This window comes from Acidimicrobiales bacterium (assembly GCA_035316325.1).
GTDB lineage: Bacteria > Actinomycetota > Acidimicrobiia > Acidimicrobiales > VFJN01 > DASXTK01.
The window spans coordinates 13,272-38,855 of record DATHJB010000012.1 but is presented as its reverse complement, the minus strand read 5'-3'; the positions used below and the strand labels follow the sequence as shown (position 1 = coordinate 38,855).

At 73.1% G+C, this 25,584-nt stretch carries 17 protein-coding genes and 2 tRNA genes; 16 read left to right on the top strand and 3 right to left on the bottom strand.

Features of this window, described 5'->3' with window-relative positions; genetic code table 11:
* Positions 1-110 precede the first annotated feature (110 nt).
* Both VK611_01675 and VK611_01670 read left to right on the top strand, forming a co-directional pair.
* Positions 111-995 (top strand): hypothetical protein, encoded by an 885-nt coding sequence (locus VK611_01675; GenBank protein ID HMG39999.1) that lies wholly within the window; start codon positions 111-113, stop codon positions 993-995.
* Positions 996-1,058: 63 nt separating this feature from the next.
* Positions 1,059-3,971 (top strand): LuxR C-terminal-related transcriptional regulator, encoded by a 2,913-nt coding sequence (locus VK611_01670; GenBank protein HMG39998.1) that lies wholly within the window; start codon positions 1,059-1,061, stop codon positions 3,969-3,971.
* Positions 3,972-3,976: 5 nt separating this feature from the next.
* Here VK611_01670 and VK611_01665 read toward each other — a convergent pair.
* A tRNA-His gene (locus VK611_01665) sits at positions 3,977-4,053 on the bottom strand.
* A 107-nt stretch (positions 4,054-4,160) separates the two neighbouring features.
* Between VK611_01665 and VK611_01660 the strand changes: the two genes are divergently transcribed.
* The 3 genes from VK611_01660 (at position 4,161) to VK611_01650 (ending at position 5,298) form a co-directional block, all read left to right on the top strand.
* Positions 4,161-4,234: transfer RNA gene (locus VK611_01660), tRNA-Arg, on the top strand.
* Positions 4,235-4,480: 246 nt separating this feature from the next.
* Positions 4,481-5,059: a dihydrofolate reductase family protein gene (locus tag VK611_01655; protein HMG39997.1), complete on the top strand. Its 579-nt coding sequence runs from the start codon at positions 4,481-4,483 to the stop codon at positions 5,057-5,059.
* Positions 5,060-5,118: 59 nt separating this feature from the next.
* Positions 5,119-5,298 carry a hypothetical protein gene (locus VK611_01650; GenBank protein ID HMG39996.1) on the top strand — a complete coding sequence of 60 codons (180 nt, stop codon included), beginning with the start codon at positions 5,119-5,121 and terminating at the stop codon, positions 5,296-5,298.
* Here the strand turns inward: VK611_01650 and VK611_01645 are convergent.
* Both VK611_01645 and VK611_01640 read right to left on the bottom strand, forming a co-directional pair.
* On the bottom strand, positions 5,295-7,502 hold the full coding sequence (locus VK611_01645; protein HMG39995.1) for a FadD3 family acyl-CoA ligase: 2,208 nt from the start codon (positions 7,500-7,502) through the stop codon (positions 5,295-5,297). The genes VK611_01650 and VK611_01645 overlap by 4 nt on opposite strands.
* A gap of 43 nt (positions 7,503-7,545) precedes the next feature.
* On the bottom strand, positions 7,546-8,115 hold the full coding sequence (locus VK611_01640) for a TetR/AcrR family transcriptional regulator (protein HMG39994.1): 570 nt from the start codon (positions 8,113-8,115) through the stop codon (positions 7,546-7,548).
* Between the two features lie 63 nt (positions 8,116-8,178).
* On the opposite strand from VK611_01640, the gene VK611_01635 reads away from it, so the two are divergent.
* From VK611_01635 to VK611_01585, 11 genes are all read left to right on the top strand, one after another.
* A complete protein-coding gene (locus tag VK611_01635; protein ID HMG39993.1) occupies positions 8,179-9,783 on the top strand; it encodes a carboxyl transferase domain-containing protein in 1,605 nt (534 codons plus the stop codon).
* Positions 9,780-11,690, top strand: a complete 1,911-nt coding sequence (locus VK611_01630; protein ID HMG39992.1) for a biotin carboxylase N-terminal domain-containing protein — start codon at positions 9,780-9,782, stop codon at positions 11,688-11,690. Before VK611_01635 ends, VK611_01630 begins: the two co-directional genes overlap by 4 nt.
* On the top strand, positions 11,687-12,460 hold the full coding sequence (locus tag VK611_01625; GenBank protein HMG39991.1) for a TIGR03084 family metal-binding protein: 774 nt from the start codon (positions 11,687-11,689) through the stop codon (positions 12,458-12,460). Before VK611_01630 ends, VK611_01625 begins: the two co-directional genes overlap by 4 nt.
* Positions 12,457-14,202 carry an acyclic terpene utilization AtuA family protein gene (locus VK611_01620; GenBank protein ID HMG39990.1) on the top strand — a complete coding sequence of 582 codons (1,746 nt, stop codon included), beginning with the start codon at positions 12,457-12,459 and terminating at the stop codon, positions 14,200-14,202. The genes VK611_01625 and VK611_01620 overlap by 4 nt, the downstream gene beginning before the upstream one ends.
* Positions 14,203-14,282: 80 nt before the next feature.
* Positions 14,283-15,647, top strand: a complete 1,365-nt coding sequence (locus VK611_01615; GenBank protein ID HMG39989.1) for an ABC transporter substrate-binding protein — start codon at positions 14,283-14,285, stop codon at positions 15,645-15,647.
* Positions 15,644-17,764, top strand: coding sequence for an MFS transporter (locus tag VK611_01610; protein ID HMG39988.1), 2,121 nt, complete (start codon positions 15,644-15,646; stop codon positions 17,762-17,764). Before VK611_01615 ends, VK611_01610 begins: the two co-directional genes overlap by 4 nt.
* The gene (locus VK611_01605) at positions 17,761-20,661 is read left to right on the top strand and encodes a branched-chain amino acid ABC transporter permease/ATP-binding protein (protein HMG39987.1); all 2,901 of its coding nucleotides are present in this window, start codon (positions 17,761-17,763) and stop codon (positions 20,659-20,661) included. Before VK611_01610 ends, VK611_01605 begins: the two co-directional genes overlap by 4 nt.
* Complete coding sequence (locus tag VK611_01600) at positions 20,658-23,069, top strand: CoA transferase (protein ID HMG39986.1); 2,412 nt, start codon at positions 20,658-20,660, stop codon at positions 23,067-23,069. Before VK611_01605 ends, VK611_01600 begins: the two co-directional genes overlap by 4 nt.
* Positions 23,066-23,491 (top strand): Zn-ribbon domain-containing OB-fold protein, encoded by a 426-nt coding sequence (locus VK611_01595; protein HMG39985.1) that lies wholly within the window; start codon positions 23,066-23,068, stop codon positions 23,489-23,491. The genes VK611_01600 and VK611_01595 overlap by 4 nt, the downstream gene beginning before the upstream one ends.
* Positions 23,488-24,648 carry a hypothetical protein gene (locus tag VK611_01590; GenBank protein HMG39984.1) on the top strand — a complete coding sequence of 387 codons (1,161 nt, stop codon included), beginning with the start codon at positions 23,488-23,490 and terminating at the stop codon, positions 24,646-24,648. The genes VK611_01595 and VK611_01590 overlap by 4 nt, the downstream gene beginning before the upstream one ends.
* Positions 24,635-25,579 (top strand): alpha/beta fold hydrolase, encoded by a 945-nt coding sequence (locus tag VK611_01585; GenBank protein ID HMG39983.1) that lies wholly within the window; start codon positions 24,635-24,637, stop codon positions 25,577-25,579. Before VK611_01590 ends, VK611_01585 begins: the two co-directional genes overlap by 14 nt.
* The last annotated feature ends 5 nt before the right edge of the window (positions 25,580-25,584 follow it).

Sequence of the window (25,584 nt, the reverse complement as noted above, 5' to 3'; positions counted from 1 at the left end):
TAAGGTCACGCCCGCTCTGCTGGCGGCGCGGACTGGTCGTCCGGCGGGCGGACCTATTGGGGAACCGACGTCGCACCGCGGCGTCATGGGGACATCTGGGAGACAACAACATGCGGGCAGCGCGCAGCGCCGGTTGGCGCCGGCACGTCGCGGTCATGGTGGCTTTGGCCGCCCTGATCACGTCGATGGGGGCCCTCGCGCCCCAACCGGCTGGAGCGGCCTCGGCGATCGAGACGCAGTACAAGGTCGCCGGGACCTGGGCCGTCAGCACGGCCAACGTCAGCGACGCGGCCGGGTCGTACGTCCTGTACTACCCGACCAACCTCGGTGCGGGTGGCGTCGACCACCCGATCGTGACCTGGGGCAACGGCACCGGTGCCACGCCGAGCAACTACACGGGCGTGCTGCAGCACCTCGCCAGCTGGGGCTTCGCCGTGGTGGCGAGCACCAGCACGGCGACCGGCAGCGGCGTCGAGGTGCTCGCCGGGGCGAACTACCTGGTGAACCAGAACAGCAGCGCGTCGAGCACCTTCTTCGGGAAGCTCGACACGACGAAGGTCGCCGCGGCCGGCCACTCGCAGGGGGCGTCCGGTGCGACCAACGCCACGGTCCTGTCGGGCGGCCTCATCAAGAGCACGGTGGCTTTCAACTATCCGAACCCGACGTGGGTCAGCCCCGAGCACGTCACCAACTGGGGGGCGCTCACCAACCCCGTCCTGCTCATGACCGGCAGCACCGACTGGCTCATCGCCAGCGCCGCCGGTCAGACCGGCTACTACAACCAGCTCCCCGGGCCGGCCGCCAAGGCGTCGCTCAAGGGCGCCGGTCACAACAACATCCAGGGCAACGGAGGGGGTTACCTCGGCTACCTCACCGCCTGGCTGCTGTACACCCTGCAGGGCAACGCGACGGCCCGCGGGGCGTACGTCGGTAGCCCGCCGGAGATCAACACCAACACCAGCTGGGAGAACCAGGCAGAGAAGAACCTGCCCTGACCCTGCACGCCCCGGCGCCCGCCACCGTGGGTGGTTGGGCGCCGGGCTGCGAGGATTGAGGGCGTGAAGTCGTCGTCCGTGCTCCGTGATGCCTTGGTCTCCGATCGGGAGGCCGAGGTGCTGGCCCTGGTCGGCGAGCACCGGACCAACGCCGAGATCGCCGCCCGGCTGTACATCTCGGTGCGGACGGTCGAGAGCCACGTGTCGTCGCTGTTGCGCAAGTTGATGGTGGACGACCGCCGGGGCCTGGTCGACGTCGCCGAGAGCCTCGGGGCCGAAGCGGGCAGTGATGGCGGTGACTCCGTTGTGCCACCCGCCGTCACCCCGGCCGCCGTCGCTCCGGTGCTGCCGCGGCCGTTGACGTCGTTCGTGGGGCGGGCGTCGGAGCGGGCCGACCTGGCCGCGGCGCTCACCCGGAACCGCCTGGTCACCGCCGTCGGTCCCGGTGGGGTGGGCAAGACCCGGCTGGCGCTGGCCGTGGCCGCCGACGTCGCCGACCGCTACGCCGCCGGCAGCCGGTACGTCGACCTCGTGCCCGTGACCGACCCCGCCATGGTCGGCGCGGCGGTGGCGGCGTCTCTCGGCTACGGCGAGCTGCCGGGCCAGTCGCTCACCGACACTGTCACCGCCCGACTGCGCGACGCGGAGGCCCTGCTCGTGCTGGACAACTGCGAGCACCTGGTCGACGGCGTCGTCCGGTTCGTGGAGCGGCTGCTGTCGGACTGCCCGCAGGTCGTGGTGCTGGCGACGAGCCGGGCCCGGCTGCTGGTGCCGTACGAGTCGGTGTTCCCGGTGGCCGGCCTGTCCCGGTCGGGCGACGACGGGGGCGACGCCGTGGCCCTGTTCCTCGACCGTGCCGGCCTGGCCGGGTGGGTGCCGGCGTCGGACGACGACCGCCGCCGGGTCGAGGCCGTCTGCGAGAGCCTCGACGGCCTGGCCCTGGCGATCGAGCTCGGGGCTGCTCGAGTCAGCGCCCTGGGGCTGGGCGGGCTCGAGGCCGGGCTGGCCCACCGGCTGGGCGTCCTCACCGGCGGCTCCCGGCTCGACGACCGCCACCGGTCGCTGCGCTCGATGCTCGACTGGAGCTACGAGCTGCTCACCTCCGACGACCAGGCTGTCCTCCGGCGGGTGGCCGTGCTCGCAGCGCCCTTCACGGCCGACGCCGCCACGGTCGTGGTGACGGCGACGGACGGTCGGTCCGACCTCGGGTCGTCGGGCGTGGCTGACCCTGGGTCGGGCGGTGTGGCGGAGACCCTGGCCCGGCTGGCTGATCACAGCCTCCTCGTCGTGGGTGTCGACCCGGCTCGGGGCGTCACCCGGTACCGGATGCTGGAGACGATCCGGCAGTACGGCCAGGAGCGGCTCGACGAGGTCGGCGAGGGCGACGACGTCCGCACTCGTCACCTGGCGTGGTGCCTGGCGACCGCCCGCTCCCTCGACCTCGACGACGACGACGCCGGCCCGTCGTTCGACGCCGTCGCCGACGACCTCCGGGCCGCGCTCGGCTGGGCCACGGGAGTCGAGAAGCTGCAGGTAGAGGCGCACGAGCTGGCGTTGCGGCTGGCCGAGCTGACGTTCGCCCGGGGCCTGGCCAGCGAGGCGCAGAGCCGGTTCGAGGACGCCGCACGGCTCGCCGGCGACGACGACCGGGTGGCCGCGCCGGCGCTGGGGCTGGCCGGCGACACCGCCCTGTCGAGGCTCGACGGCGACGAGGCCCTACGGCTGTTCCGGGCTGCCGCCGACGCCGCCCGCCGAGCCGACGACCACGTCGCCGCGGCGCTCTGGCTCACCCGGGCGGCCGAGCTGCTCAGCCGGTCGCCGGGCCTGCTGTCGGAGCTGCCGCCAACGGAAGAGGTGGCGGAGCTGCTCGCCCAGGCCCGGACCGTCGCCGGCAACGACCCTCGGGTGGCGGCCGCCGTCCTCACCGTGGAGGTAGGTGGCTGTGCACCGCGCTCGTCGAGCGTGGCCGAGGGCGAGCGAGCCCTGGAGCTGGCCGGGCAGGTCGACGACCAGCGCATGGAGAGCGCTGCCCTCGACTACCTCACCGTCATCCACCTGGCGCACGGACAGGTGCTGGAGGGTGCCGCCACCACCCGGCGCCGGCTCGAGTACCTGGCCGGCCAGCCGGCGAGGGTCGACCTGGCCTTCGAGCTGACCGACGCCCTGCACATGGCCACGATGACCAGCATCGGCGCCGGCGACCTGGCCACCGCCCGTCGCTACGCCGAGCGCCGGCGCGACCTGCTGTTCCACCGGGGCGAGGACCACCTCCTGGTCAACTGGCTCATGGTGCGCTCGGCGCTGGCGGGCGAGCTCGACGAGGTGGTGAAGCTGGCCGAGCAGTTCCGGATCGGCTGGGAGCGGGTCGGGCGGCGGCGGCTCCACGGGTTCGCCGTCGCTCCGGCGGCTGCGGCGATGACGTTCGGCCTGCGGGGCGACGACGAGGCGCGGGCGGAGTGGCTGGAGGTCTTCACGGCGATGCGGTCGTCGGCGTATTCCGCCTACTCGGGGCCGGAGACAGGGTACGAGCCGACGTTCGAGGCGATCCTGCGGCTGCACCGGGGCGAGGTCGACGCCGCGGTCGCCGTGCTGGAGCACGGGCCGGAGTCGTTCGACCGGTCGCACACCGCGGTGTGGCGGCACTGGTACGCCGCCCTGTGGGCCGAGTCGGCGGTGCTGGCCGGGCTCGACGACCAGGACGAACGCCTGGCGACGGCCCGGTCGATCACGGCCGGCAACCCCGTCGCCGGCGTCATCGTCGACCGGGCGGAGCTGCTGCGGTCGGTGTCGGGGCAGGGGTCGGAGTCGGGGGAGGGGAGTGGCGACGGCCTCGTCCCCCTGGCCGAGGCGTTCGCGTCGGCCGGCTGCGTCTACCAGCAGGCCCGGACGCTGCTCCTCGCTGGCGGCCCGGCGCGGGCCGAGGGCGAGGCGCTCATGACGTCGACGGGCGCCGCCCCGATGGCGACGCCCGCATGAGCTGGTGGGGTGACCGAGGGGACTTGAACCCCCGACCTCCAGGGCCACAACCTGGCGCTCTAACCACCTGAGCTACGGCCACCAAGAACGGATCACCTTAGCTGACCACCCCCGACGGCCGACCAGCCGGTAGCGGCCACCGCGGTACCCAGAGCGCGACGACGTACCGCTACGGTGGGTGCGCTACACGCCCTCGTAGCTCAGATGGATAGAGCGGCTGCCTTCTAAGCAGCATGTCGTGGGTTCGAGTCCTACCGGGGGCGCCCTGTCGAGACCCTTCTAGCAGGCCGAACGCCCAGCTCACGGCCTCGGAGGGTTGACCGGCTTAGGTCGAGCGACGTCATCGGCTGGGGGTGTCGCCGGCGTGGTCCGGGGTGACGAGGATCGACCTACGTAGCCCGCGGCCCGTGATGGCGAGGGCTCCAGAACTGGGCGGGTGGTGGCGCCCACTTTCCCGAGGGCGCGGTGTCTACCTCCGTAGCTGACAACGCCAACGGAGGAGAACCGGCATGGGAAAGATCGTGATCAGCACGAACGTCTCGCTCGACGGAGTCGTCCAGGACCCGGACGGTGAAGAGGGCTTCAGGCACGGCGGCTGGTTCGGCCAGTTCGGGGGCAAGGACCTCGAAGCGTGGGCCGAGGTCGAGTTCGAGGAGGCGCAGCGCACCGAGGCCCTCCTGCTGGGTCGGCGCAGCGACGAGTGGTTCGGAACGCGGTGGTCGTCCCGGGGTGGCGAGTGGGCGGACAGGTTGAACAGCCTGCCCAAGTACGTCGTGTCGTCCACTCTCGTGGAGCCCCGCTGGACGAGGTCCACGGTGCTCGAGGGTGACGTGGTGGCCGAGGTCTCGAAGCTCAAGCAGGAGCTCGACGGGGAGATCGTCGTCTACGCCAGCTACCAGCTCGGGCGCACGCTGATCGACCACGACCTGGTCGACGAGTTGCGGCTGGTCGTCTTCCCGGTCGTGCTCGGCGACGGCGAGCGCCTCTTCGGCGAGACCGGCGACAAGAAGACCCTGCGTCTCCTCCACACCGGGACCATCGGTGACGGCCTCGCCTCCCTCACCTACGAGGTCGTCCGGGACACCTAGCGGCGACCGGGTCGAAGTGCCGAAGTTCCGTAGCGATCACTGGAGAGAGGATTCGTTCGATGGTTGGTGTACTGGTCCATTTCGAAGCCAAGCCCGCGGCCGGTGAGGCGATGAGAGCCACGGCGTCGGAGCTGTTCACCGCGGCTCCGGCGGTCGACCACGTCGACATCGTTGCGGCGAAGCCGGGATCGCCCACCGGGCCCACCGGGCCGACCGAGCCGACCCGGCCCTCGGCCTAGATCCGTTCGATCGTCGCGAACCAGGCCGGTGCGCCGTCGTCGTGGAACCTCGTCTGCAGCCGGTCCGGTTCGACGGCGGCGACGTGCCATCCATCGCCGGGGTTGAACGCCGCTCTCAGCTCGTCCCGACTGACGGGGTGCGGGCCGGTGTCGGGACCGTCGTCGCTGAAGCACAGCACGTACAGGGTTCCACCGTGCTCGGTCACCGACGCCAGGCTCGCCACGTATCCCGGTCGCTCGTCGCCGTCGAAGGTGTGGAACAGCCCGCAGTCCAACACCGTCTCGAACCTGCGCCCCAAGCGCTCCAGGTGGAGCCCGTCAGCCACCGCGAACTCGGCCTCGATCCCACGGTCGGCGGCCTTCTCCCGGGCGATCGCCAGTGCCGTCTCGGCCACGTCGACGCCCAGAACCGGCAATCCCAGCGACGCGACGTGAAGAGCGTTCTCGCCGGTCCCGCAGCCCGCGTCGAGCACCGCTCCGGCGAACCCGCCTGCGGATGCCAGGCGCACAACCGCCGGCTGCGGGTGGCCGACGTCCCAGGGCGCCGGGCCGTCGTGGTACGACGCATCCCAGGGCCGTCCCGTCATCCGTTCGTGGCTGGTCGGCTGCCGGCCACCGAACGGGTGGTGGGTGCGGAGGTCGGTCTTCACGACCTTGCCGGAGGCGTTGAGAGGGAAGGCGTCGACCGGGTGGACGTGGCGGGGCACCTTGAAGCTGGCCATGTGCTCCCTGCACCAGGCGACGATCTCGTCGGGGTGCACCTCGTGGCCCCGGGTGGGGATGACGAAGGCGGCTCCGACCTCGCCGAGGCGGTCGTCGGGGATGCCGACGACGGCGGCCTGGGCGATGTCGGGGTGGCGTAGGAGCTGGGCCTCGATCTCGGCGGGGTAGGCGTTGAAGCCGCCGACGATGAACATGTCCTTCAGCCGGTCGGTGATGCGGATGTTGCCCTGGTCGTCGAGGAGGCCGACGTCGCCGGTGGCCAGCCAGCCGTCCGGGTCGATCGCCGCCGCGGTGGCCTCGGGGGCGCGGAAGTACCCCTGCATCACGTTGAACCCCCGTACCTGGATCTCCCCGGGCTCGCCCGAGTCGAGGACCACACCGTCGGGGTCGACCACCCGGACCTCGACGCCCGGCAGGGGCTTGCCGACGGTGCGCGCCACGACGTCGGGCGGGTCGTCGTGGTGGCACATGCTGACGGTGCCGGTGGTCTCGGTGAGCCCGTAGCCGGTCACGACCTTCTCGAACCGCAGCTCCGACCGCATCCGCTCGACCACCGTCACGGGCACGACCGCGGCCCCCGTGACCGACAGCCGCAGCGACGACAGGTCGAACGCCGGCCGGTCGGGGGCGTCGAGGATGGCCTGGAAGACCGTCGGCGGCCCGGGGAGCATCGTGACGTGCTCGTCGACCACCCGCTGCATCACGGCGGTCGGATCGAACACCGGGTGCGGCACCATCGTGGCGCCGGTGAGCACGGAGGCGAGCACGCACGACTTCAACCCGGCGGTGTGGGAGAACGGGTACACCATCAGGTACCGGTCGTCGCTGCGGAGACCGACCTTGTCGGACCACACCAGGTACGTCCGGACGCTGGCGCCGTGGCCCAGGACGACGCCCTTCGCCGCGCCCGTGGTGCCGGAGGTGAAGATGATGTCGCTGGGGTCGTCGGGGCCGACCGCCGCCGACCGCGCCGCCAGCTCGGCGGAGGACACGGCGTCGCCGCGGGCCAGGAACGCCGCCCACGAGGTGGCCCCCGGCGGGGTCGGCCCCGTGAGCACGACCCGCTCGCCGCCCACCGTGGGGCCGTCGGCGCCGGCGACCGCGTCGAGCTCCGCGAGCGGGTCACGGCCCACCACGTCGGTCACGCTGACGAGCAGCCGGGCCTCCGAGGTCCGCAGCACGTGGGACGCCTCGGTGCCCTTGTAGCGGCTGTTCAGCGGCACCAGCACGGCCCCGGCGAGGTACACGCCGAACGACGCCGCGATCCACAGCTGGCCGTTCGGCGCCCACAGCGCGACCCGGTCGCCCGGCTCGACCCCACTGGCCATCAGCGCCCGGCCCACCTCCTGCGAGCGGGCCAGCAGGTCGGCGTAGGTCCAGCGCCCATCGTCGCCGACGACCGCCTCCTGATCGGGCCACCGCGCCGCGGCGCGGGCCAGCGCCTCGGGGATCGTGCGGGGCTCTCCGTCGCTGCCGTTCATGCTGCCCCCTCGTCGAGCCCCATAGCCGTGACTATGGCGGACTCTAGGTGGCGAGGGCGGCGAGGGCCATGCGGCACAGCTCGTCCCGCAGCGAGTCGTCGGGGACCGAGCGGGACAGGTTCGGCACCGAGTTGAGGAGGCCGAACACGGCCTCGACGCGCACGAGGGCCCGCGCCTTCGGCAGCCCCGGCTGGAGGGCCTCGAGTTGCGCCCGCCACAGCTCGACGTACTGGCGTTGCTTGCGGCGCAGCCGGCGACGGTCGTCGGCGAGCAGGTTGTGGGCCTCCTGGCCGTAGACGGCCAGCACCGAGCGGTCGCGGAGCGCGAACTCGACGTGGCCCGCCACCAGCGTCTCCAGCGTGTCGAGCGGCCCGACACCGGCGGCAGTGGCCCGGTGCGCCGCGGCCAGCAGCTCGTCGACGACCCGGTCGAAGAGCGCGACGAGCAGCTCCGTCTTGTTCCCGAAGTGGCGGTAGAGGGCGGCCCCGCTGACGCCGGCCGCGGCGCCGATGTCGGCCACGCCGACGGAGTGGAAACCCCGGGTGGCGACGAGGTCGGCGGCCGCCTCGAGGATCCGCTCCCGCCGCTGCTGTCCACGGGGTGTCGGGGGCATGAGCGAGTACCTCGGGAGGATGTTGTTGGCCAATAACGTTATTGGTGAATAACATAGCTGCCGATGGGGGAGCTGTCCTCGACGGTCGACGTCGCCTCGGAGGTCTACCGGGCCAACCGCGCCGGCATGCTGGCGCTGCTCGCGGCCCACGACGAGCAGGTCGCCGTCGCCTGCGCCGGCGGCGGGCCCCGCTACGTCGAGCGCCACCGGGCCCGCGGCAAGCTGCTGGTCCGCGAGCGCATCGAACTCCTGGTCGACCGCGACACGGCGTTCCTCGAGCTCTCGCCGCTCGCCGCCTACGGCTCCGACTTCCACGTCGGCGCCTCGATCGTGACCGGCATCGGCGTGGTGTCCGGCGTCGAGTGCGTGGTCATCGCCCACGAGCCGACCGTGCGGGGCGGGTCGATGAACCCCCACACGCTGGCCAAGAACCTCCGGGCCTTCGAGATCGCCCGCGCCAACCGGCTGCCGGTCGTCTACCTGGTCGAGTCGGGCGGCGCCGACCTGCCCACGCAGGCCGACCTGTTCGTGCCCGCCGGCAACATCTTCCGGGAGCTGACGCAGCTCTCGGCGCTCGGCATCCCCACGATCGCCCTGGTGTTCGGCAACTCGACCGCCGGCGGCGCCTACGTGCCCGGCATGTGCGACCACACGGTGATGGTCGACCGGCAGGCGAAGGTGTTCCTCGGCGGCCCGCCGCTGGTGAAGATGGCGACGGGGGAGGAGTCCGACGACGAGTCGCTCGGTGGCGCCGCCATGCACGCCCGGGTGTCGGGCCTGGCCGACCACTTCGCCGTTGACGAGGTCGACTGCATCCGCATCGGCCGCGAGATCGTCGCCGACCTGAACTGGCGCAAGCTCGGCCCGTCCCCGGCGCCCGCCGCCGAGGTCGACGAACCGCTCCACGACCCCGACGAGCTGCTCGGCATCGCCTCGGTCGACCTGCGCGTGCCGTTCGACCCGCGTGAGGTGATCGCCCGGGTGGTCGACGGCTCGCGGTTCGACGAGTACAAGGCCGACTACGGCACCTCGCTGGTCACCGGCTGGGCGTCGATCCACGGGTACCGGGTCGGGATCCTCGCCAACGCCCAGGGCGTCCTGTTCATGGACGAGTCGAAGAAGGCGACCGAGTTCATCCTCCTGGCCAACCAGTCCGACACACCGCTCGTGTTCCTCCAGAACGTGACCGGCTACATGGTCGGTCGGGACTACGAGCAGGCCGGGATCATCAAGGACGGCGCCAAGATGATCAACGCCGTCGCCAACAGCACCGTGCCGCACATCACGGTGATCGTCGGCGCCTCCTACGGGGCCGGCAACTACGGCATGTGCGGCCGGGCGTACGGCCCCCGGTTCCTCTTCGCCTGGCCCAACGCACGGGTGGCGGTGATGGGCCCCCAGCAGCTCGCGGGCGTGCTGTCGATCGTGGCGCGCCAGGCGGCCGACGCCGCGGGCCGGCCCTTCGACGAGGACGCCGACACGATCCGACGCCGCCGCATCGAGGAGCAGATCGACCGTGAGTCCCAGGCCCTGTTCATGACCGGCAAGCTCTACGACGACGGGATCGTCGACCCCCGCGACACCCGCACGGTGCTGGGGCTGGCGCTGTCGGCCGCGCACGGCGACGTCGTCGCGGGTCGCCGCGGCTTCGGGGTGTTCCGGATGTGAGGAAGCTCCTCGTCGCCAACCGCGGGGAGATCGCCCGGCGGGTGTTCCGCACCGCCCGCGCCATGGGCATCGCCACCGTCGCCGTCCACTCGGACCCCGACACCGACGCGCCCCACGCCCACGAGGCCGACGAGGCCGTCCGACTGCCCGGCAGCACGGCCCAGGAGACCTACCTCGACGTCGAGCGGATCCTCGCCGCCGCGGCGGCCACGGGAGCCGACGCGGTGCACCCGGGCTACGGCTTCCTCTCCGAGAACGCGGCGTTCGCCCGGGCCTGCGCGGACGCCGGGCTGGTGTTCGTGGGGCCGTCGCCCGAGGCGATCGAGGCGATGGGCTCGAAGATCGCCGCCAAGCAGCTCATGGCCGACGCCGGCGTGCCGGTGCTGCCGTCCGACGGGTTCCCGCTGCTGGTCAAAGCGGCCTTCGGCGGGGGCGGGCGGGGGATGCGCATCGTGCGCGACCCTTCCGAGCTGGCCGAGGCGCGGGCGTCGGCCGAACGGGAGGCCGCGGCCGCGTTCGGCGACGGGACGGTGTTCCTCGAGCGCTACGTCGAGCGCCCGCGGCACGTCGAGGTGCAGATCTTCGGCGACCGGCACGGCAACGTCGTGCACCTCTTCGAGCGCGAGTGCTCGATCCAGCGCCGGTTCCAGAAGGTGATCGAGGAGGCGCCGTCGCCCGCCGTCGACCCGGAGCTGCGGGCCGCCCTGTGCGACGCGGCGGTCGCCGCCGGCAAGGCGCTCGACTACGTCGGGGCGGGGACGGTCGAGTTCGTGCTCGACCCGACGGGCGCCTTCTTCTTCCTGGAGGTCAACACGCGACTGCAGGTGGAGCACCCCGTGACCGAGCTGGTCACCGGGCTCGACCTGGTCGAGCTGCAGCTGCGGGTGGCCCGGGGCGAGCGCCTGGACGTCGAGCCCGTGCTCCGCGGCCACGCCGTGGAGGCGCGGCTCTACGCCGAGGACGTGCCGGCGGGCTTCGTGCCGGCGAGCGGTCGCATCGCCCGGCTGTCGATCCCCGCGGGCGAGGGCGTGCGCGTCGACAGCGGCTACGAGACCGGGTCGTCGGTGTCGACCTTCTACGACGCGATGCTCGCCAAGGTCGTCGCGGTCGGCGACCGCCGCGACGACGCGGTCCACCGGCTGGCCGAGGCCCTGGCGTCGACCCAGGTGCACGGCGTGCCGACCAACCGCGACCTCCTCGTGGGGGTGCTGCGCCACCCCGAGTTCCTCGCCGGGCAGACCGACACCGGCTTCCTCGACCGCCACGACCCCGCCGAGCTGAGCGGGCGTGCGGCCCCGGACCCGCTCCACGCCGTGGCCGCGGCCCTCGCCGGGCACGCGGTCCGGCGCGCCGCGTCGTCGGTGCAGGCGACGCTGCCCTCGGGGTGGCGCAACGTGCCGACGGCTCTCCAGCAGGTCGCCTTCACGACCGGCGGGCAGCAGGTCGACGTGGGCTACCGGTGCGCTCGGGGCGGCATCGAGATCGAGGTCGACGGCGCGCCGCTGGTCGGCGTCGAGCTGGGGCGTGCCGACACGGCCGCCGTCGACCTCACCGTCGAGGGCGTCCGCCGCCGCTACGCCGTGCACCGGGTGGGGCGCACCGCCTACGTCGACGGTGGCGGGACCGGCAGCACGTGGGAGGAGGTCGAGCGCTTCCCGGCCCCCGAGCGGCCCACGGTGCCCGGCTCGACGGTCGCGCCCCTGCCGGGCGCGGTCGTGCGGGTGCTGGTGGCTCCCGGCGACCGGGTGACCGCCGGCCAGGCGCTGGTGGTGCTGGAGGCGATGAAGATGGAGCACGGCGTCCACAGCACCCACGACGGCACCGTCGACGAGGTGCGGGTCGGCGAAGGCGACCAGGTGGAGAGCGGCCAGGTGCTGGTCGTGGTCGGCGAGGCGGGCGGCGAGTGAACCTCGACGAGCTGTGCGCCGACCTCCTGGCGGAGCGGGCCGACCTGGTCACCCTGGTCGGGTCGCTGGACGACGACGGCTGGCGCACGCCCACGCCGGCGCCGGGTTGGTCGGTGCTCGACCAGGTGACCCACCTGGCCTGGTTCGACGAGGCCGCCACGCGGGCGATCGTCGACCCCGACGCCTTCCGGGCGGAGCGTGACCAGGCGATCGCCGACGTCGACGGCCTGGTCGACCGGGCCACGGCCGCGTCCCGCCACCTGGGCGGGACCGAGGCGCTCGCCTGGCTCGAGACCGTCGGCGAGCACCTGGCCGCCGTCGCCCTCGACGTCGGGCCGTCGGTGCGCGTGCCCTGGTACGGCCCCGACATGACGGTCGCGTCGTCGGTCACGGCGCGGGTGATGGAGACCTGGGCCCACGGCCAGGACGTCGCCGACGCGCTCGGCGTCACCCGGGCGCCGACCGCCCGGCTGCGCCACGTCGCCTTCCTCGGCTGGCGGGCGCTGCCCCACGCCTTCGGGGCCAACGGACGGCCGGTCCCCGAGGCACCCGTGCGGGTCGAGGTCGGCGGCTACGAGTTCGGGCCCGAGGGCGCGGCCGACGTGGTGCGCGGCCCGCTGCTCGACTTCTGCCTGGTCGTCACCCAGCGCCGCCACCCCGACGACACGGCGCTCGTCGCGGAGGGCCCCGTCGCCTCCGCGTGGCTCACGATCGCCCAGGCCTTCGCCGGCCCGCCCGGCCAGGGCCGCCGGCCGGGGCAGTTCTCGTGACGCCGGCGCGGTCGCCGGTCAGGATCGCCAACGTCTCGGGCTTCTACGGCGACCGCGTGGCCGTCGCGGCCGAGATGCTGGCGGGGCCGGACCCCGTCGACGTCCTCACCGGCGACTACCTCGCCGAGCTGACGATGCTGATCCTGTGGAAGGCGCGGCGGAAGGACCCAACGGCTGGGTACGCCACCACGTTCCTCCGCCAGATGGAGCAGACACTCGGCACCTGCCTCGACCGGGGCGTGCGCGTGGTGGCCAACGCCGGCGGCCTCAACCCCCACGGGCTCGCCGGCCGGCTGCACGAGCTGTCGGGTCGGCTCGGCCTCGCCCCGCGGATCGCGGTGGTCGAGGGCGACGACCTGCTGCCGCGCCTCGCCGAGCTGCAGGCCGCCGGCGAGGCCTTGGCCCACCTCGACACCGGCCGGCACCTGGCCGACGCCGGCGTCACGCCGGTGACCGCCAACGCCTACCTGGGCGGCTTCGGCATCGCCGCCGGGCTCGCCGCCGACGCCGACGTGGTGGTGACGCCGCGGGTGACCGACGCGGCGCTGGTCGTCGGCCCGGCGGCGTGGTGGCACGGCTGGTCGCCCACCGACCTCGACGCCCTCGCCGGCGCCGTCGTGGCCGGCCACGTGATCGAGTGCGGCCCGCAGGCCACCGGCGGCAACTACTGCTTCGCCGCCGAGGAGCTGCCCGATCACCGTTCGCCCGGGTTCCCCGTCGCCGAGGTGGCGGCCGACGGGTCGAGCGTGATCACCAAGCAGCCCGGCACCGGCGGCGCGGTCACGGTCGGCACCGTCACCGCCCAGCTGCTGTACGAGATCGCCGAGCCGGCCTACGCCAACCCCGACGTCGTCGCCCGCTTCGACACGATCCGCCTGGTGCAGGGGACGCCGGACCGGGTGCGGATCGACGGCGTGCGCGGCGAGGCGCCGTCGGGCCGGCTGAAGGTGGCGCTCAACCACGTCGGCGGCTGGCGCAACACGATGACCCTGGAGCTCGCCGGGCTCGACCAGGACGACAAGGCCGCCCGGGCCGTCGCCCAGCTGGGTGAGGCGCTCGGCGGCTGGGATCAGTACGGGACGTCCGACATCCGCCGGGTCGGGTCGAGCCTGCGGATCACCGTGAAGGACCGCGACCGCGACAAGGTCGGCCGCCGTTTCTCGAACGCGGTCATGGAGCTGCTGCTGGCCTCCTACGCCGGGGCCTACGCCACGACGCCGCCCACCGACGCCGCCGAGTACGGCGTGTACTGGCCGGCGCTGGTGCCGGCAGCCGCTGTCGACCACGCGGTGGTGCTGCCCGACGGCGCCCGGGAGCGGATCCCACCCGCGCCGACCACCACCACCACGACCGTAGGCGGGTCGCCGGTCGCCGCTGCGGAGCTGCCGCCGCCGTGGCGGCCCGGGGGAGCCACGGAGGAAGTGCCGCTCGGCGTGGTGTGCGGTGGGCGGTCGGGCGACAAGGGCGGCAACGCCAACGTCGGCCTCTGGGCCCGCAGCGACGACGCCTACCGCTGGCTGGCCACCGAGCTCACCGTGGAGCGCTTCCGGGACCTCGTGCCCGAGGCGGCCGACCTGGAGGTGCGGCGCCACCCGCTCCCGAACCTGCGGGCGCTCAACTTCGTGGTCGTCGGGCTGCTGGGCGAGGGCGTCGCCTCGTCCGTGCGCCCCGACCCGCAGGCCAAGAGCCTGGCCGAGCAGGTGCGATCCCAGCTCGTCGAGGTCCCCTCAGAGTTGCTCTGAGCTGCACACATAGCAACTACTTTGGAAATTCCATAGTAACTGCTAGGGTCAGCCGCAGTTCAGGTGACCTAGGGGGAATCATGAGGAGACGGTTGTTCGCGGCGCTCACGTGCGGCGCGCTGCTGATGGCAGCGTGTGGTGGCGACGACGACGAAGGTTCGGGGAGCGACGCTCCGGCCGGCGGAGACGCCGACTTCACCGGAGAGGTCACCGTCGACGACGTCGGGCGACTGCAACCGGTCGAGTGCTCCGGCGACAACGTGGCCAGCGACGACGACGGCGTCAGCGCCGACTCGGTGAACGTGGCCACGTTGAGCATCGACTTCACTGCGCTCGCCGAGATCGGATTCACCGTCGCCGGGGTCGACCCCACCGAGACCTACGAGGTCTTCGCCGACGAGCTGAACGAGAACGGCGGCGTCTGCGGCCGCACGGTCGACGTCCAGCGGGTCGTCTACGACGTCCTGCAGGCCCAGGGCGGCCAGGCCTGCGTCGAGGCCACCGAGGACCGGTCCAACCTCGTCGTGAACACGGCCACCTACGACGAGGTCCTCTGCCTCACCGATGCCGGGGTGCCGGCCTACACGGGCGCCGACGTGACCGAGGCCGACCTGGAGGACTCGGAGGGCCTGCTGTTCACGCGGTTCCCCGTGCTCGAGGAGCAGTACGCGGCGACGGTCCAGCACGCTCTCGACGACGGCGCCCTGGAGGGCAAGGTCGGCGTCTGGTACGGCAGCGTCTTCCCCAACCAGGGCGACGCCGTCGAGGAGACCGTGCTGCCGATGCTCGACGAGGCCGGTGTCGACTACACCGCCTACCGGACCGACTACGCCGGCCCCAGCGACCCCGAGGGCAACACGGTGCTGACCTCCGCGGCGACCGACTTCGCCAGCCAAGAGGTCGACACGGTGTTGATGTTCGTGCAGAACACCAACCACACGGGGATCGAGACCGAGCTCGACGCCCAGGGCCTCTCGCCCCGGTTCATCTCGGCGCCGATCTCGGCCAACTCGTCGAACGAGGTGTTCGCCGACCGCTTCGGCACCCGCGAGATCGCCGACGGGCAGGAGTTCGTGACCTTCACGCTCGGCGCCACCGAGCTGGGCGCGGACGACCCCATCGCGGCGTCCTGCCACGAGATCTGGACCCGCCGGACCGGCGACGAGATCGAGCCCGCGACGTTCGACTACAACCAGATCACCGCGACGTGCGTGCAGGTCGACGTGCTGGCGGCGGCCCTGTCGCTGGCCGGCGGCGACCTGACCCGTGACCGCTTCGTCGCCGCCCTCCAGGAGCTCCCGGCCTACCGGGTCCCGCCGGTGCTGGGCGAGATCGACTGGTCGGCCGACGAGCACGCCGGTCCCGCCGTCTTCGCGAGGCAGATCTACGACGGCGCCACCAACACGGTGGCGACCGACGAGGACACGTTCGAGCTCGAACCGTGACCACCGAGCCGCCGCCGCCGCCGTCGAGCAGCGCCGGCCGCCTGCCGCTGCGGGCTGCCCTCCAAGACGGCGGCGGCGCCGGCCTGCTCGGCGTGCTCCTGCTCATCGGGATCCTCGATGAGTTCCCCCGGGCCGCCGCCGTGGTGCTGGCCCCCGACATCCAGGCGACGTTCGACATCAGCGACACCGTGTTGCTGGGCATGATCGGGCTGGTCGGTGTGGCCCTGGTGCTGACGACGCTGCCGGCCGCCGCGCTCGGCGACCGCGTGCGCCGCACCCGGGTCGTGGGCTACGGGACCGTGGCCGTCGCCGTGTTCACGACGTTCACCGGCCTGGCCCCCAACCCGTTCCTCATGGGCATCGCCCTCACGGGGACCGGCATGGGCGTCGGCAGCCGGCTGCCGAACGCGTCGTCGCTGCTCGCCGACGGGTACCCCCTGCGGGCCCGGGCGCGCGTCTTCGCCGTCGAGGGCGCCAGCCGGCCGCTCGGCCAGCTCATGGGCCCGCTCTTCGCCGGTGGGGTCGCCGCCGCGATCGGCGGGCCCGAGGCCTGGCGCTGGGTCTTCGCGGTGCTGTCCCTGCCGCTCGGACTGCTCGCCGTCTGGGCCCTCTTCCTCCGCGATCCGCCGCGCGGCCAGTACGAGCAGCGGGAGGTGCTCGGCGAGGTCATGGATGCCGACGCCGGCGACCCGCCCGTCTCGCTGTCGGCCGCCTTCGTGCGGCTCCGGAAGGTCCGGAGCTTCTACCTGCTGGCGGTCGGCATCGGCGTGCTCGGCTTCGCCCTCGTCAGCGTGCCGAACCTGGTGTCGCTCGTGCTCGAGGACGAGTACGGCTACGGCGCCTCCACCCGGGGCTGGATGCTGGCGCTGGCGTGGAGCGGCTCGCTCGTCACCATCCCGGTGATCGGCGTGGTCGGCGACCGGCTCCTCACCAAGAACCCCCCGTCGTTGCTGCGCCTGTCTGGCCTGCTGCTGCTCGGCTACGGCATCTTCGTCACCGTCGCCATGCGCCTGCACGCGCCGGCCTGGTTCCTGCTGCTCTACAGCGTGGCCAACGCGCTCCAGGCGGGAGCGTTCGTGCTGACGTCGCCCGCGATCGCGTCGGCGGTGCCGCCCCGCATGCGGAGCCAGGCGTTCGCGCTCGTGGGCCTCTACATCTTCCTGCTGGGCGGTTTCCTCGGGAACCTCCTCGCCGGGTCCTTGAGCGACGCCATCGGCGAGCGCTCGGCGCTCACCCTCGTCGTGCCCCCGGCCGCGCTCGTCGGCGCGGCGTTCATCGTGTACGGATCGCGGTTCCTGACGGCCGACATCGCCCTCGTCGCCGAGGAGATGCGGGAGGAGCACGCCGAGCGCCAGCGCGTCGCGGCGACCTCCGACGTACCGGTGATGCAGGTCCGCAACCTCGACGTCTCCTACGGGCCGGTGCAGGTCCTCTTCGGCTGCGACCTCGAGGTGCGCCAGGGCGAGAGCCTGGCCGTCCTCGGGACGAACGGGGCCGGCAAGTCGACGCTGCTGCGGGCGATGCTGGGGCTGATGCTGCCCGACCGGGGTGTGGTGCGCCTGCACGGTCGGACGATCACCTACACCACGGCCGAGTACCGCTTCGCCCGCGGCGTCGTCGCCGTCCGCGGCGGCGAGGGGATCTTCCCGGGACTGTCGGTGCGCGAGAACCTCGAGCTGTCGTTGACCACCCTCGACCTCGGCCGGCAGGAGCGCCAACGGCGCATCGACGGAGCCGTCGAGGTCTTCCCGTTCCTCGACGAGCGCCTCGGCGCGGTCGCCGGCGACCTGTCCGGGGGTCAGCGCCAGCAGCTCGCCCTCGCCCGCGCGCTGGTCCACGAGCCCGACGTGCTGCTGATCGACGAGCTGTCGCTCGGCCTGGCACCGATCGTGGTCCAGTCGCTCATCGAGGTGGTCGAGCGGCTGCGCGAGCGGGGCCAGACGATGGTCCTGGTGGAGCAGTCGATGAACATCGCCCTGTCGGTGTGCGACCGCGCCGTCTACCTCGAGAAGGGTCGCGTCGTGTTCGAAGGGGCCGCCGACGAGCTGCTCCGCCGCCCTGACCTGGTCGACACCGTGTTCGCCGGCGCCGCCGTCAACGGGGGAGTGACCCTGTGATCCTCGCCCTCCTCGATTGGTCGTTCTCGGCACAGGTGGCGTTCAACGGCCTGGCGATCGGCCTCGGCTACTCGGTCATCGCCGCCGGCATCGTGTTGATCTACCGGTCCTCGGGCATCGTCAACTTCGCCCAGGCCGCCATCGGCGCGTTCGGCGTCGCCTCGTTCGTGGTGCTGTTCCAGAACTACGACCTGCCGTACCCGCTGGCCATGGCGCTCGGCGTCGCCGGCGCCGTGGCGATCGGGGTGCTCACCGAGCTGCTGGTCGTCCGGCGGCTGTTCGACGCCCCGCGCGTCGTGCTCCTCATCGCCACCGTCGGCGTCGCGCAGCTCGTCACCGTCCTCATCGTCGAGGCCCTGCCCGACGTCCAGGGCGGCGTGATCCCCGTCGCGTTCGACGCGACGTGGGCGGAGATCCAGGTCAGCGACGGTCTGACCATCGGCCCGCGCCAGAGCTCGCTGATCCTGCTGATCGTGCCCGTCGTGGTCGCGCTCGGGTTCTTCCTGAGCCGGACGCGCCTCGGCCTCCACATCCGTGCGGTCGCCGACAGCCCCGAGAACGCCCGGCTCGTCGGTGTCAGCCCGAAGCGGGTGTCGACGCTGGTCTGGGGGCTGGCGGCCGGCTTCGCCGCCTACACCCAGATCGCCCTCGCCCCCGTCGTCACCCGCACCGCGGACGACCTGGCCGGCGTCTCGACCATCGGCCTGCTGCTCCGGGCGCTGATCGTGGCGATGGCGGCGCGGATGCGCTCGATCCCGATCGTGATCCTCGGCGGGCTGGCACTGGGCATGACCGAGTCGATCGTCTCGGTGAACCTGAACCGGAACATCGGCGTGTTCAACGCGTTCCTGTTCGTCGGCGTCCTCGTCCTCGTCCTCCTGCTGGCCCGGGCCGGGACCCGGCAGGAGACCGGGTTCACCGTCGGCGCCCGGCGCGCCCCCATCCCGGACCGCCTGCAGCGGAACCGGTGGATCGGGCGGCTTCCCGGGATCGGCATGCTGCTCTTCCTGGTGCCCGCGCTGGTGGTGCCGCAGGTGGTGACCAAGTCGTCGGAGCTCCTGATCTGGACCGAGCTGCTGATCGTGGCGATGGTGGCGGTGTCGCTCTCGCTGCTCACCGGTTGGGCCGGCCAGCTCTCGCTCGGGCAGTTCGCGTTCGCGGGGGTCGGCGGCCTGTCGATGATCGCCTTCACCCAGGGGCACACGCTGGGGATCGGCGCGCCCTGGGTCGGCCAGCTGACGGAGGTGACGATCGAGCTCCCCTGGCTGGCCGCGCTCGTCGCCGCCACGGCCGTCGGCATCGGCTTCGCCGTGCTCGTGGGCCTGCCGGCGTTGCGGGTGAAGGGCCTGTTCCTCGCCGTCACCACGCTCGCCTTCGCCAACATGGCCTCGAACTGGATGTTCGCCCGCGAGTTCTGGAGCGGCGGCCGTCCGTCGGTGCCGTCGGTGACCCGCGACCGGCCGGTGCTCGGCGGCGTCGACTTCGGCGAGCCGTCGAACTACTACTACCTGTGCCTGGTCTTCCTGGTCGGCGTCGTCCTCCTGGTCAGCCGGCTGCGCCGGACCGGGGCCGGCCGGACGATGATCGCGGTGCGCGACAACGAGCCCATGACGTCGGCCGCCACGGTGTCGCCGACGCGCACCAAGCTGAGCGCCTTCGCCGTCTCCGGTGGCATCGCCGCGCTGGCCGGCGCCCTGTACTCCTACCTGCTCCCCGGCTTCCTGGCCTCGGGCTCGGAGAGCCCGTTCTCGCCGGAGGCGTCGCTCCAGCTCGTCGCCATCGCCATCATCGGTGGGATCGGGACGGTCGCCGGGGGCATCCTCGGCGCGCTCTGGGTCGTCGGGCTGCCGGCGGCGTTCGGTGCCAACGACACCGTGCGCCTCCTCTCCGCCAACGTCGGTCTGCTGCTGCTGCTCCTGTACTTCCCGGGCGGCCTCGTGCAGGTCATCTACAACGTCCGCGACTTCGTCGTCAGCTGGCTCGGCCGCCGCGTCCCCCGCGAGGTGGCCGAGCCGGCGGCGACCCCGCACCTGACGACCCGCGAGCGACTGGTGGCCCTCCCGGAGGGGGACCGACCGTGGCTGGAGGCCCGGGACGTGACGGTCACCTTCGGCGGCGTGCGGGCCGTCGCCGACGCGTCGATCGAGGTCCACCGGGGCGAGGTCGTCGGCCTCATCGGCACGAACGGCGCCGGCAAGTCGACGCTGATGAACGCCATCTCGGGGTTCACGCCCCACGGCGGCACGATCCGCCTGCTCGACCACGACGTCACCAACCGGTCGGCCCACCGCCGGCACGCCGCCGGCCTCGGGCGCGGCTTCCAGGACGCCCGCCTCTTCGGCGGACTCACCGTGCGCGAGACCGTCCTGGTCGCGCTCGAGGCCCGGCAGCACTCGCTGCTCGTGCCGTCGATGCTGGCGCTCCCGCCGTCGCCGTCGTCGGAGCGGCGCAAGCGCACCGAGGCCGACGAGATCCTGACCTTCCTCGGGCTGGGGCCGTACGCGGACCACTTCGCCGCCGACCTGTCGACCGGCACGCGCCGGGTCGCCGAGCTCGCCTGCCTCATCGCCACCGACGCCAAGGTGCTGCTGCTCGACGAGCCGACCGCCGGCATGGCGCAGCGCGAGACCGAGGCGTTCGCGCCGCTGATCCGCCAGGTGCAGCACGACCTCGATGCCGCGCTCGTCGTCATCGAGCACGACATGCCCCTGATCATGCGGATCAGCGACCGGGTGTACTGCATGGAGGCCGGCCGGGTCATCGCCGCCGGGACCCCCTCCGAGGTGCGGTCCGACCCCGCGGTGATCGCCAGCTACCTCGGCACCGACGAGCGGGCGATCGCTCGCAGCGGCCAGGGCGGTGCGACGACCGAGACGACCGAAGGAGCGCGTGCGTGACAGGAGTCTTCGATGGGCTGCGGGTACTCGACCTGTCCTGGGGGACCGCAGGCCCGATGACCACGATGCTGCTCGCCGACAACGGTGCGCTGGTCACCCGCATCGAGCGTCCGGGCGGCGATCCCTTCGCCGGGCAGGCCGGCTACCGGGTGTGGAACCGGGGCAAGCGCAGCGCCCGGCTCGACCTCGCCTCGGCCGACGGTCTCGCCGCCTTCTGGGCGCTGGCGTCGGAGGCCGACGTCGTGGTCGAGAGCTTCGCTCCCGGCACCGCGGCGTACCTCGGCGTCGACCACCAGACGCTGTCGGACGCCAACCCTCGGCTGATCACCTGCTCGATCTCCGGCTACGGCGACCACCCGGCGCATCGCGACCGGCCGGGCATCGATGCCCTCGTGGCGGCCCGCACCGGACTTCTCTACGACCACAAGGGCCGCCACGGCACCGCGTTCGACCTCATCGGTGGGCGGGCGGCGCCCCACCCCGAGCAGGACGTTCCCGAAGGCCTGGTGCGCGGGGCCGACCGGCCCAGCCCGGTGTTCCCCCGGTCGCCGTGGCCCAGCATCGGCGCCACCTACTTCGCGGCCGTCGGCATCGCCGCCGCCCTGCGGGCGCGTGAGGTCACCGGCCGGGGGCAGCACGTGGAGACGTCGCTGCTGCAGGGTGCGCTGGCGGCCGTGTGCCTGAACTGGCAGCGGGTCGAGAACCCGGATGCGCCCCTCTACTGGATGTGGCCGACCGACGGGCGATCGATCGAGGGGCTGTACGAGTGCGCCGACGGGCGCTGGGTCCACCACTGGACGGTCCGCCCCAACTGGGTGCTCTCTTCGGCCGAGGGCGACGACCTGGCGGCCGCCGCACTCGACGGCGCCTACCGTGACGACCCGGACCGTGTGTCGATGGAGCCGGACGGGATGCTCACCGGGATGTACCTCCACCCCCTCCTGGCCGAGGCGTTCAAGAAGTTCCCCTCCGACGACTGGGTGCGCGCCGGCGAGGCCGCGGGGATGGGCGTGGCGCTGGTGCGCTCGCCGGCCGAGGCGCTGGCCGACGAGTCGTTCCTCGCCGACGGCTGCGTCGTCGAGGTCGACGACCCGGACGTGGGCCCGATCCGCCACGCCGGCACCCTGCTGGAGTTCTCGACGACCCCCGGCGCCGTGCGTGGTCCCGCCCCGAGGCCCGGACAGCACACCGACGAGGTGCTCGCCGAGGCGGCCCGGGTGCCGCCCGACCCCTCGACGACTCTGCCGGACGGCGGCGGCGAGCTGACGCACCCCTTGTCCGGCATCCGGGTGCTCGACCTCGGCCTCGGCGTCGCCGGCCCGTTCACGGGCCGGGTCCTGGCCGACCTCGGCGCCGACGTGGTGAAGGTCAACGCCCTGCACGACACCTACTGGGCGGGGACCCACATGGGCCTGGGCACCAACCGGGGCAAGCGCAGCGTCGCCGTGAACCTCAAGAGCCCGGCGGGGCGGACGGTGCTCGACCGGCTGGTCGACGGGGCCGACGTGGTGATGACCAACTGGCGGCCCGGTGCCGCCGCCCGGCTGGGGCTCGACGAGGCCACCCTGCGCGAGCGCCACCCCCGCCTGATCTTCTGCAACACCCGCGGCTTCGAGAAGGGCCCGCGCTCGGCCCTGCCCGGCACCGACCAGACCGCCGCGGCGCTGACCGGCACCGAGTGGGAGGACGGGGCCTGCGACGCCGGCAACCCTCCGCTGTGGAGCCGGTCCAACATGGGCGACACCGGCAACGCCCTGCTCGCCGCCGTCGCCATCATCGCCGCGCTCTACCACCGCGACCGGACCGGCGAGGGCCAGTCGGTGAGCACGTCGATCGTCAACGCCGGACTGCTCCACACGTCGTACGCCTGGATCCACGCCGACGGCACGCCGGCCCCGTGGGGCCACGTCGACGGTGACCAGTACGGGCTCTCGCCCTTCTACCGGATGTACCGGTGCGCCGACGACCGGTGGATCTTCGTCGCCGCCCTCGACCCCGAGAGCCGTCGCCGGCTGGTCGACGGCGATGCCGACGTCGACGACGAGAAGGCGGCGGCGCGGTTGGAGGAACGCTTCGCGAGCCGACCGGCCGCCGACTGGTTCGCCGACCTCGACCCCGTCGTCCCGGTCGAGATCGTCGACGAGCTGTTCTGCCGCCGCCTCTTCGACGACGAGGAGGCCCGGGCGTCGGGCCTGACCTCGACGACGTGGGCCGGGAGCGTCGGACGCTTCGAGGACCCCGGCCTGCTGGTCGACTTCAGCGAGACGCCCGGCGTCGTCCAGCGGGGGCCCAGCATGTGCGGCGAGCACACCCGCGAGATCCTCCGCGAGCTGGGCTACAGCGATGCCGAGGTCGACGCCATGGCCGCCGATCGGGTGGTCCTCGACGCCCCGGTGGACCGGCCGTGACCGTGATCCGCCTGAGCGCGACGCGGCCCGCACCCGTCGTCACCGACGACAGCGAGGCCTTCTGGACGGCGGTGAGCGACGGGAGGCTCGTCGCCCAGCGCTGCAGCGGGTGTCGGCGCTTCCGGCACCCACCCCGGCCCATCTGCCCGTACTGCCACTCGCTGGAGCACGAGCTCTTCGACCTGGCGGGGACGGGGACCGTGTACAGCTACGCGATCCTGCACCACCCGCAGAACCCGGCGTTCGACTATCCCTTGATCGCCGCGCTGGTCGACCTCGACGAAGGCCTCCGCGTCGTGACGAACCTCGTGGAGATCGACCCGTCGGAGGTGCGCATCGGCATGGAGGTGGAGGTCGTGTTCGCTCCGACCGTCGACGACATGGCCGTCCCGGTGTTCCGGCCCGTGGGGGACGACCGATGACCGCGGCGATCGTGGGCATCGGCCAGACCGAGTACTCGAAGTCGGCCGGGCGGAGCGAGACGCTGCTCGCCGGCGAGGCGATCCTCGCCGCGGTCGCCGACGCCGGCCTCAAGCCCGAGCAGGTCGACGGCATCGTCAGCTACACGATCGACCCGGTCGAGGAGACCGAGCTGGTGCGGGCCCTGGGCGCCCGGGAGATCGGCTGGTCCAGCCGGGTCCCGTACGGCGGCGGGGGGTCGCAGGGCGTCCTCCTGCACGCCGCCGCGGCGCTGGCGGTCGGGGCCGCCGACGTGGTCGTCGCCTACCGGGCCATCAAGGCCCGCTCCGGCTCGCGCTTCGGCGCCGCCCAGCTCAGCGGGCGCCCGACCTCCGCCCATTCGGGGTCGACGGCGATGCAGTGGTCCAACCCGTTCGGGGTCATCACGCCGGCGTCGTGGATGTCGCTCAACGCCGTGCGGTACATGCACGCCTCGGGGGCCACCAACGAGGACTTCGGGCGGGCGGTCGTGCAGCTCCGGGCGTACGCGGCCACCAACCCGGCGGCCCACTTCTACGGCCGGCCCATCACGCTGGAGGACCACCAGGCCTCCCGCTGGATCGCCGAGCCCGCGATCCGGCTGTTCGACTGCTGCCAGGAGACCGACGGCGCCGCGGCCCTGGTGATCACCCGCGCCGACCGGGCCGGCGACACGCCCGCCCCGGTCGCCATCGCCGCGGCGGCCGGGGCGGGTCTCTTCGAGGAGGAGATCGGGAGCAACCACTACCGCCCCGACCTGGCGGTGATGGACGGCTCCGTGGCCCTGGCCAAACGGCTCTTCGACGCCACCGGCATCGCCCGCGACGACGTCGACGTCGCCCTGGTCTACGACGCCTTCTCGCCGATCCTGCTGATGCAGCTCGAGGCACTGGGCTTCTGCGGCTTCGGCGAGGCGAAGGACTTCGTCGCCGACGGCCACCTCGGCCCCGAGGGTTCGCTGCCCTGCAACACCAACGGCGGGCTCATCGGCGAGGGGTACATCCACGGCCTGAACCTGACGCTCGAAGCCGTCCGTCAGCTCCGGGGGACCGCGGTCAACCAGGTGCCCGACGCCTGGACCGCCCTGGTGACCGCCAGCCGGACGGGCGTGGTCCTGCAGCATCCCGATGCCGCGCCGTGACACCGTCGCCGTGTCGCCCGTCGAGGTCGACGTGTCGTCGGAGCTGCCGTTCCCGGGGCGCCATCGCCTCGGCGGCCGGGCCTGGGTGCCGCGGGAGGTCGACGGCACGGGGCCTCTCACGCTGCTGTACTGCCTCGCCGGCGGGGGCTGCACCACGGGGTACTTCGACCTGGAACCGCCCGCCGGCCTCGACGGCTACAGCATGGCGCGGCACCTCGCCGGCAAGGGCCTCGTGGTCGTCGCCCTCGACCACCCCGGCCTCGGGCGGTCGACGCCGGTCGACGACCTCTTCCAGTTGACCCCCGGCGTCGTGGCGGCGGCGCACGCTGCGGCGGTGGCCGACCTGCGCCGGCGGCTCGACCCGGGGTCCCTCGTCGTGGGGGTGGGGCACTCCATGGGCGGGATGCTCGTGGACGTGCAGCAGGCCCGGCACCGGTCGTTCGACGGGATCGCCGTGCTCGGGGCCAGCGGCGCCGGCGTGCCCGAGGTGCTGACCGACGCCGAGCGCGGCGCCGCCGGCCGACCGGACGCCGAGCTGGTCGCCCTGGCCCGGCAGCGCTTCGCTCCCGGCTCGAGGGTCGAGCGCCGCGCGCTCACCCACGGCGCCTTCTTCGCCCCGGATGTGCCGGCCGCGGCCCGGGCCTCCTTCGCCGCCCAACGGGCACCGCTGCTCCCCACCTGCGGCCTCACCGCGATGGTGCCGGGTGCGACCGACGCCGACAAGGCCGCCATCGACGTCCCGGTGCTGCTGGCCTTCGGCGAGCACGACATCTGCACCGACATCGACGGAGCGGCCAACCGCTACGCGTCCGCGCCGACGACCCGCTTCGAGCTGGCGGGGTCGGGCCACCTCCACAACCTCGCGGGTCGACGCACCGAGCTGTGGGACCGCCTGGCCACGTTCGCCCGGTCGTGCGGACCGAGCGGATGAGTCAC

What these genes read in the sequence shown, in the direction of transcription:
- VK611_01675 (HMG39999.1), top strand. Translation starts at nt 111, where the DNA reads ATGCGGGCAGCGCGCAGCGCCGGTTGGCGCCGGCACGTCGCGGTCATG.
- VK611_01655 (HMG39997.1), top strand. Translation starts at nt 4,481, where the DNA reads ATGGGAAAGATCGTGATCAGCACGAACGTCTCGCTCGACGGAGTCGTC.
- VK611_01650 (HMG39996.1), top strand. Translation starts at nt 5,119, where the DNA reads ATGGTTGGTGTACTGGTCCATTTCGAAGCCAAGCCCGCGGCCGGTGAG.
- VK611_01645 (HMG39995.1), bottom strand. Translation starts at nt 7,502, where the DNA reads ATGAACGGCAGCGACGGAGAGCCCCGCACGATCCCCGAGGCGCTGGCC.
- VK611_01640 (HMG39994.1), bottom strand. Translation starts at nt 8,115, where the DNA reads ATGCCCCCGACACCCCGTGGACAGCAGCGGCGGGAGCGGATCCTCGAG.
- VK611_01635 (HMG39993.1), top strand. Translation starts at nt 8,179, where the DNA reads ATGGGGGAGCTGTCCTCGACGGTCGACGTCGCCTCGGAGGTCTACCGG.
- VK611_01615 (HMG39989.1), top strand. Translation starts at nt 14,283, where the DNA reads ATGAGGAGACGGTTGTTCGCGGCGCTCACGTGCGGCGCGCTGCTGATG.
- VK611_01590 (HMG39984.1), top strand. Translation starts at nt 23,488, where the DNA reads ATGACCGCGGCGATCGTGGGCATCGGCCAGACCGAGTACTCGAAGTCG.
- VK611_01585 (HMG39983.1), top strand. Translation starts at nt 24,635, where the DNA reads ATGCCGCGCCGTGACACCGTCGCCGTGTCGCCCGTCGAGGTCGACGTG.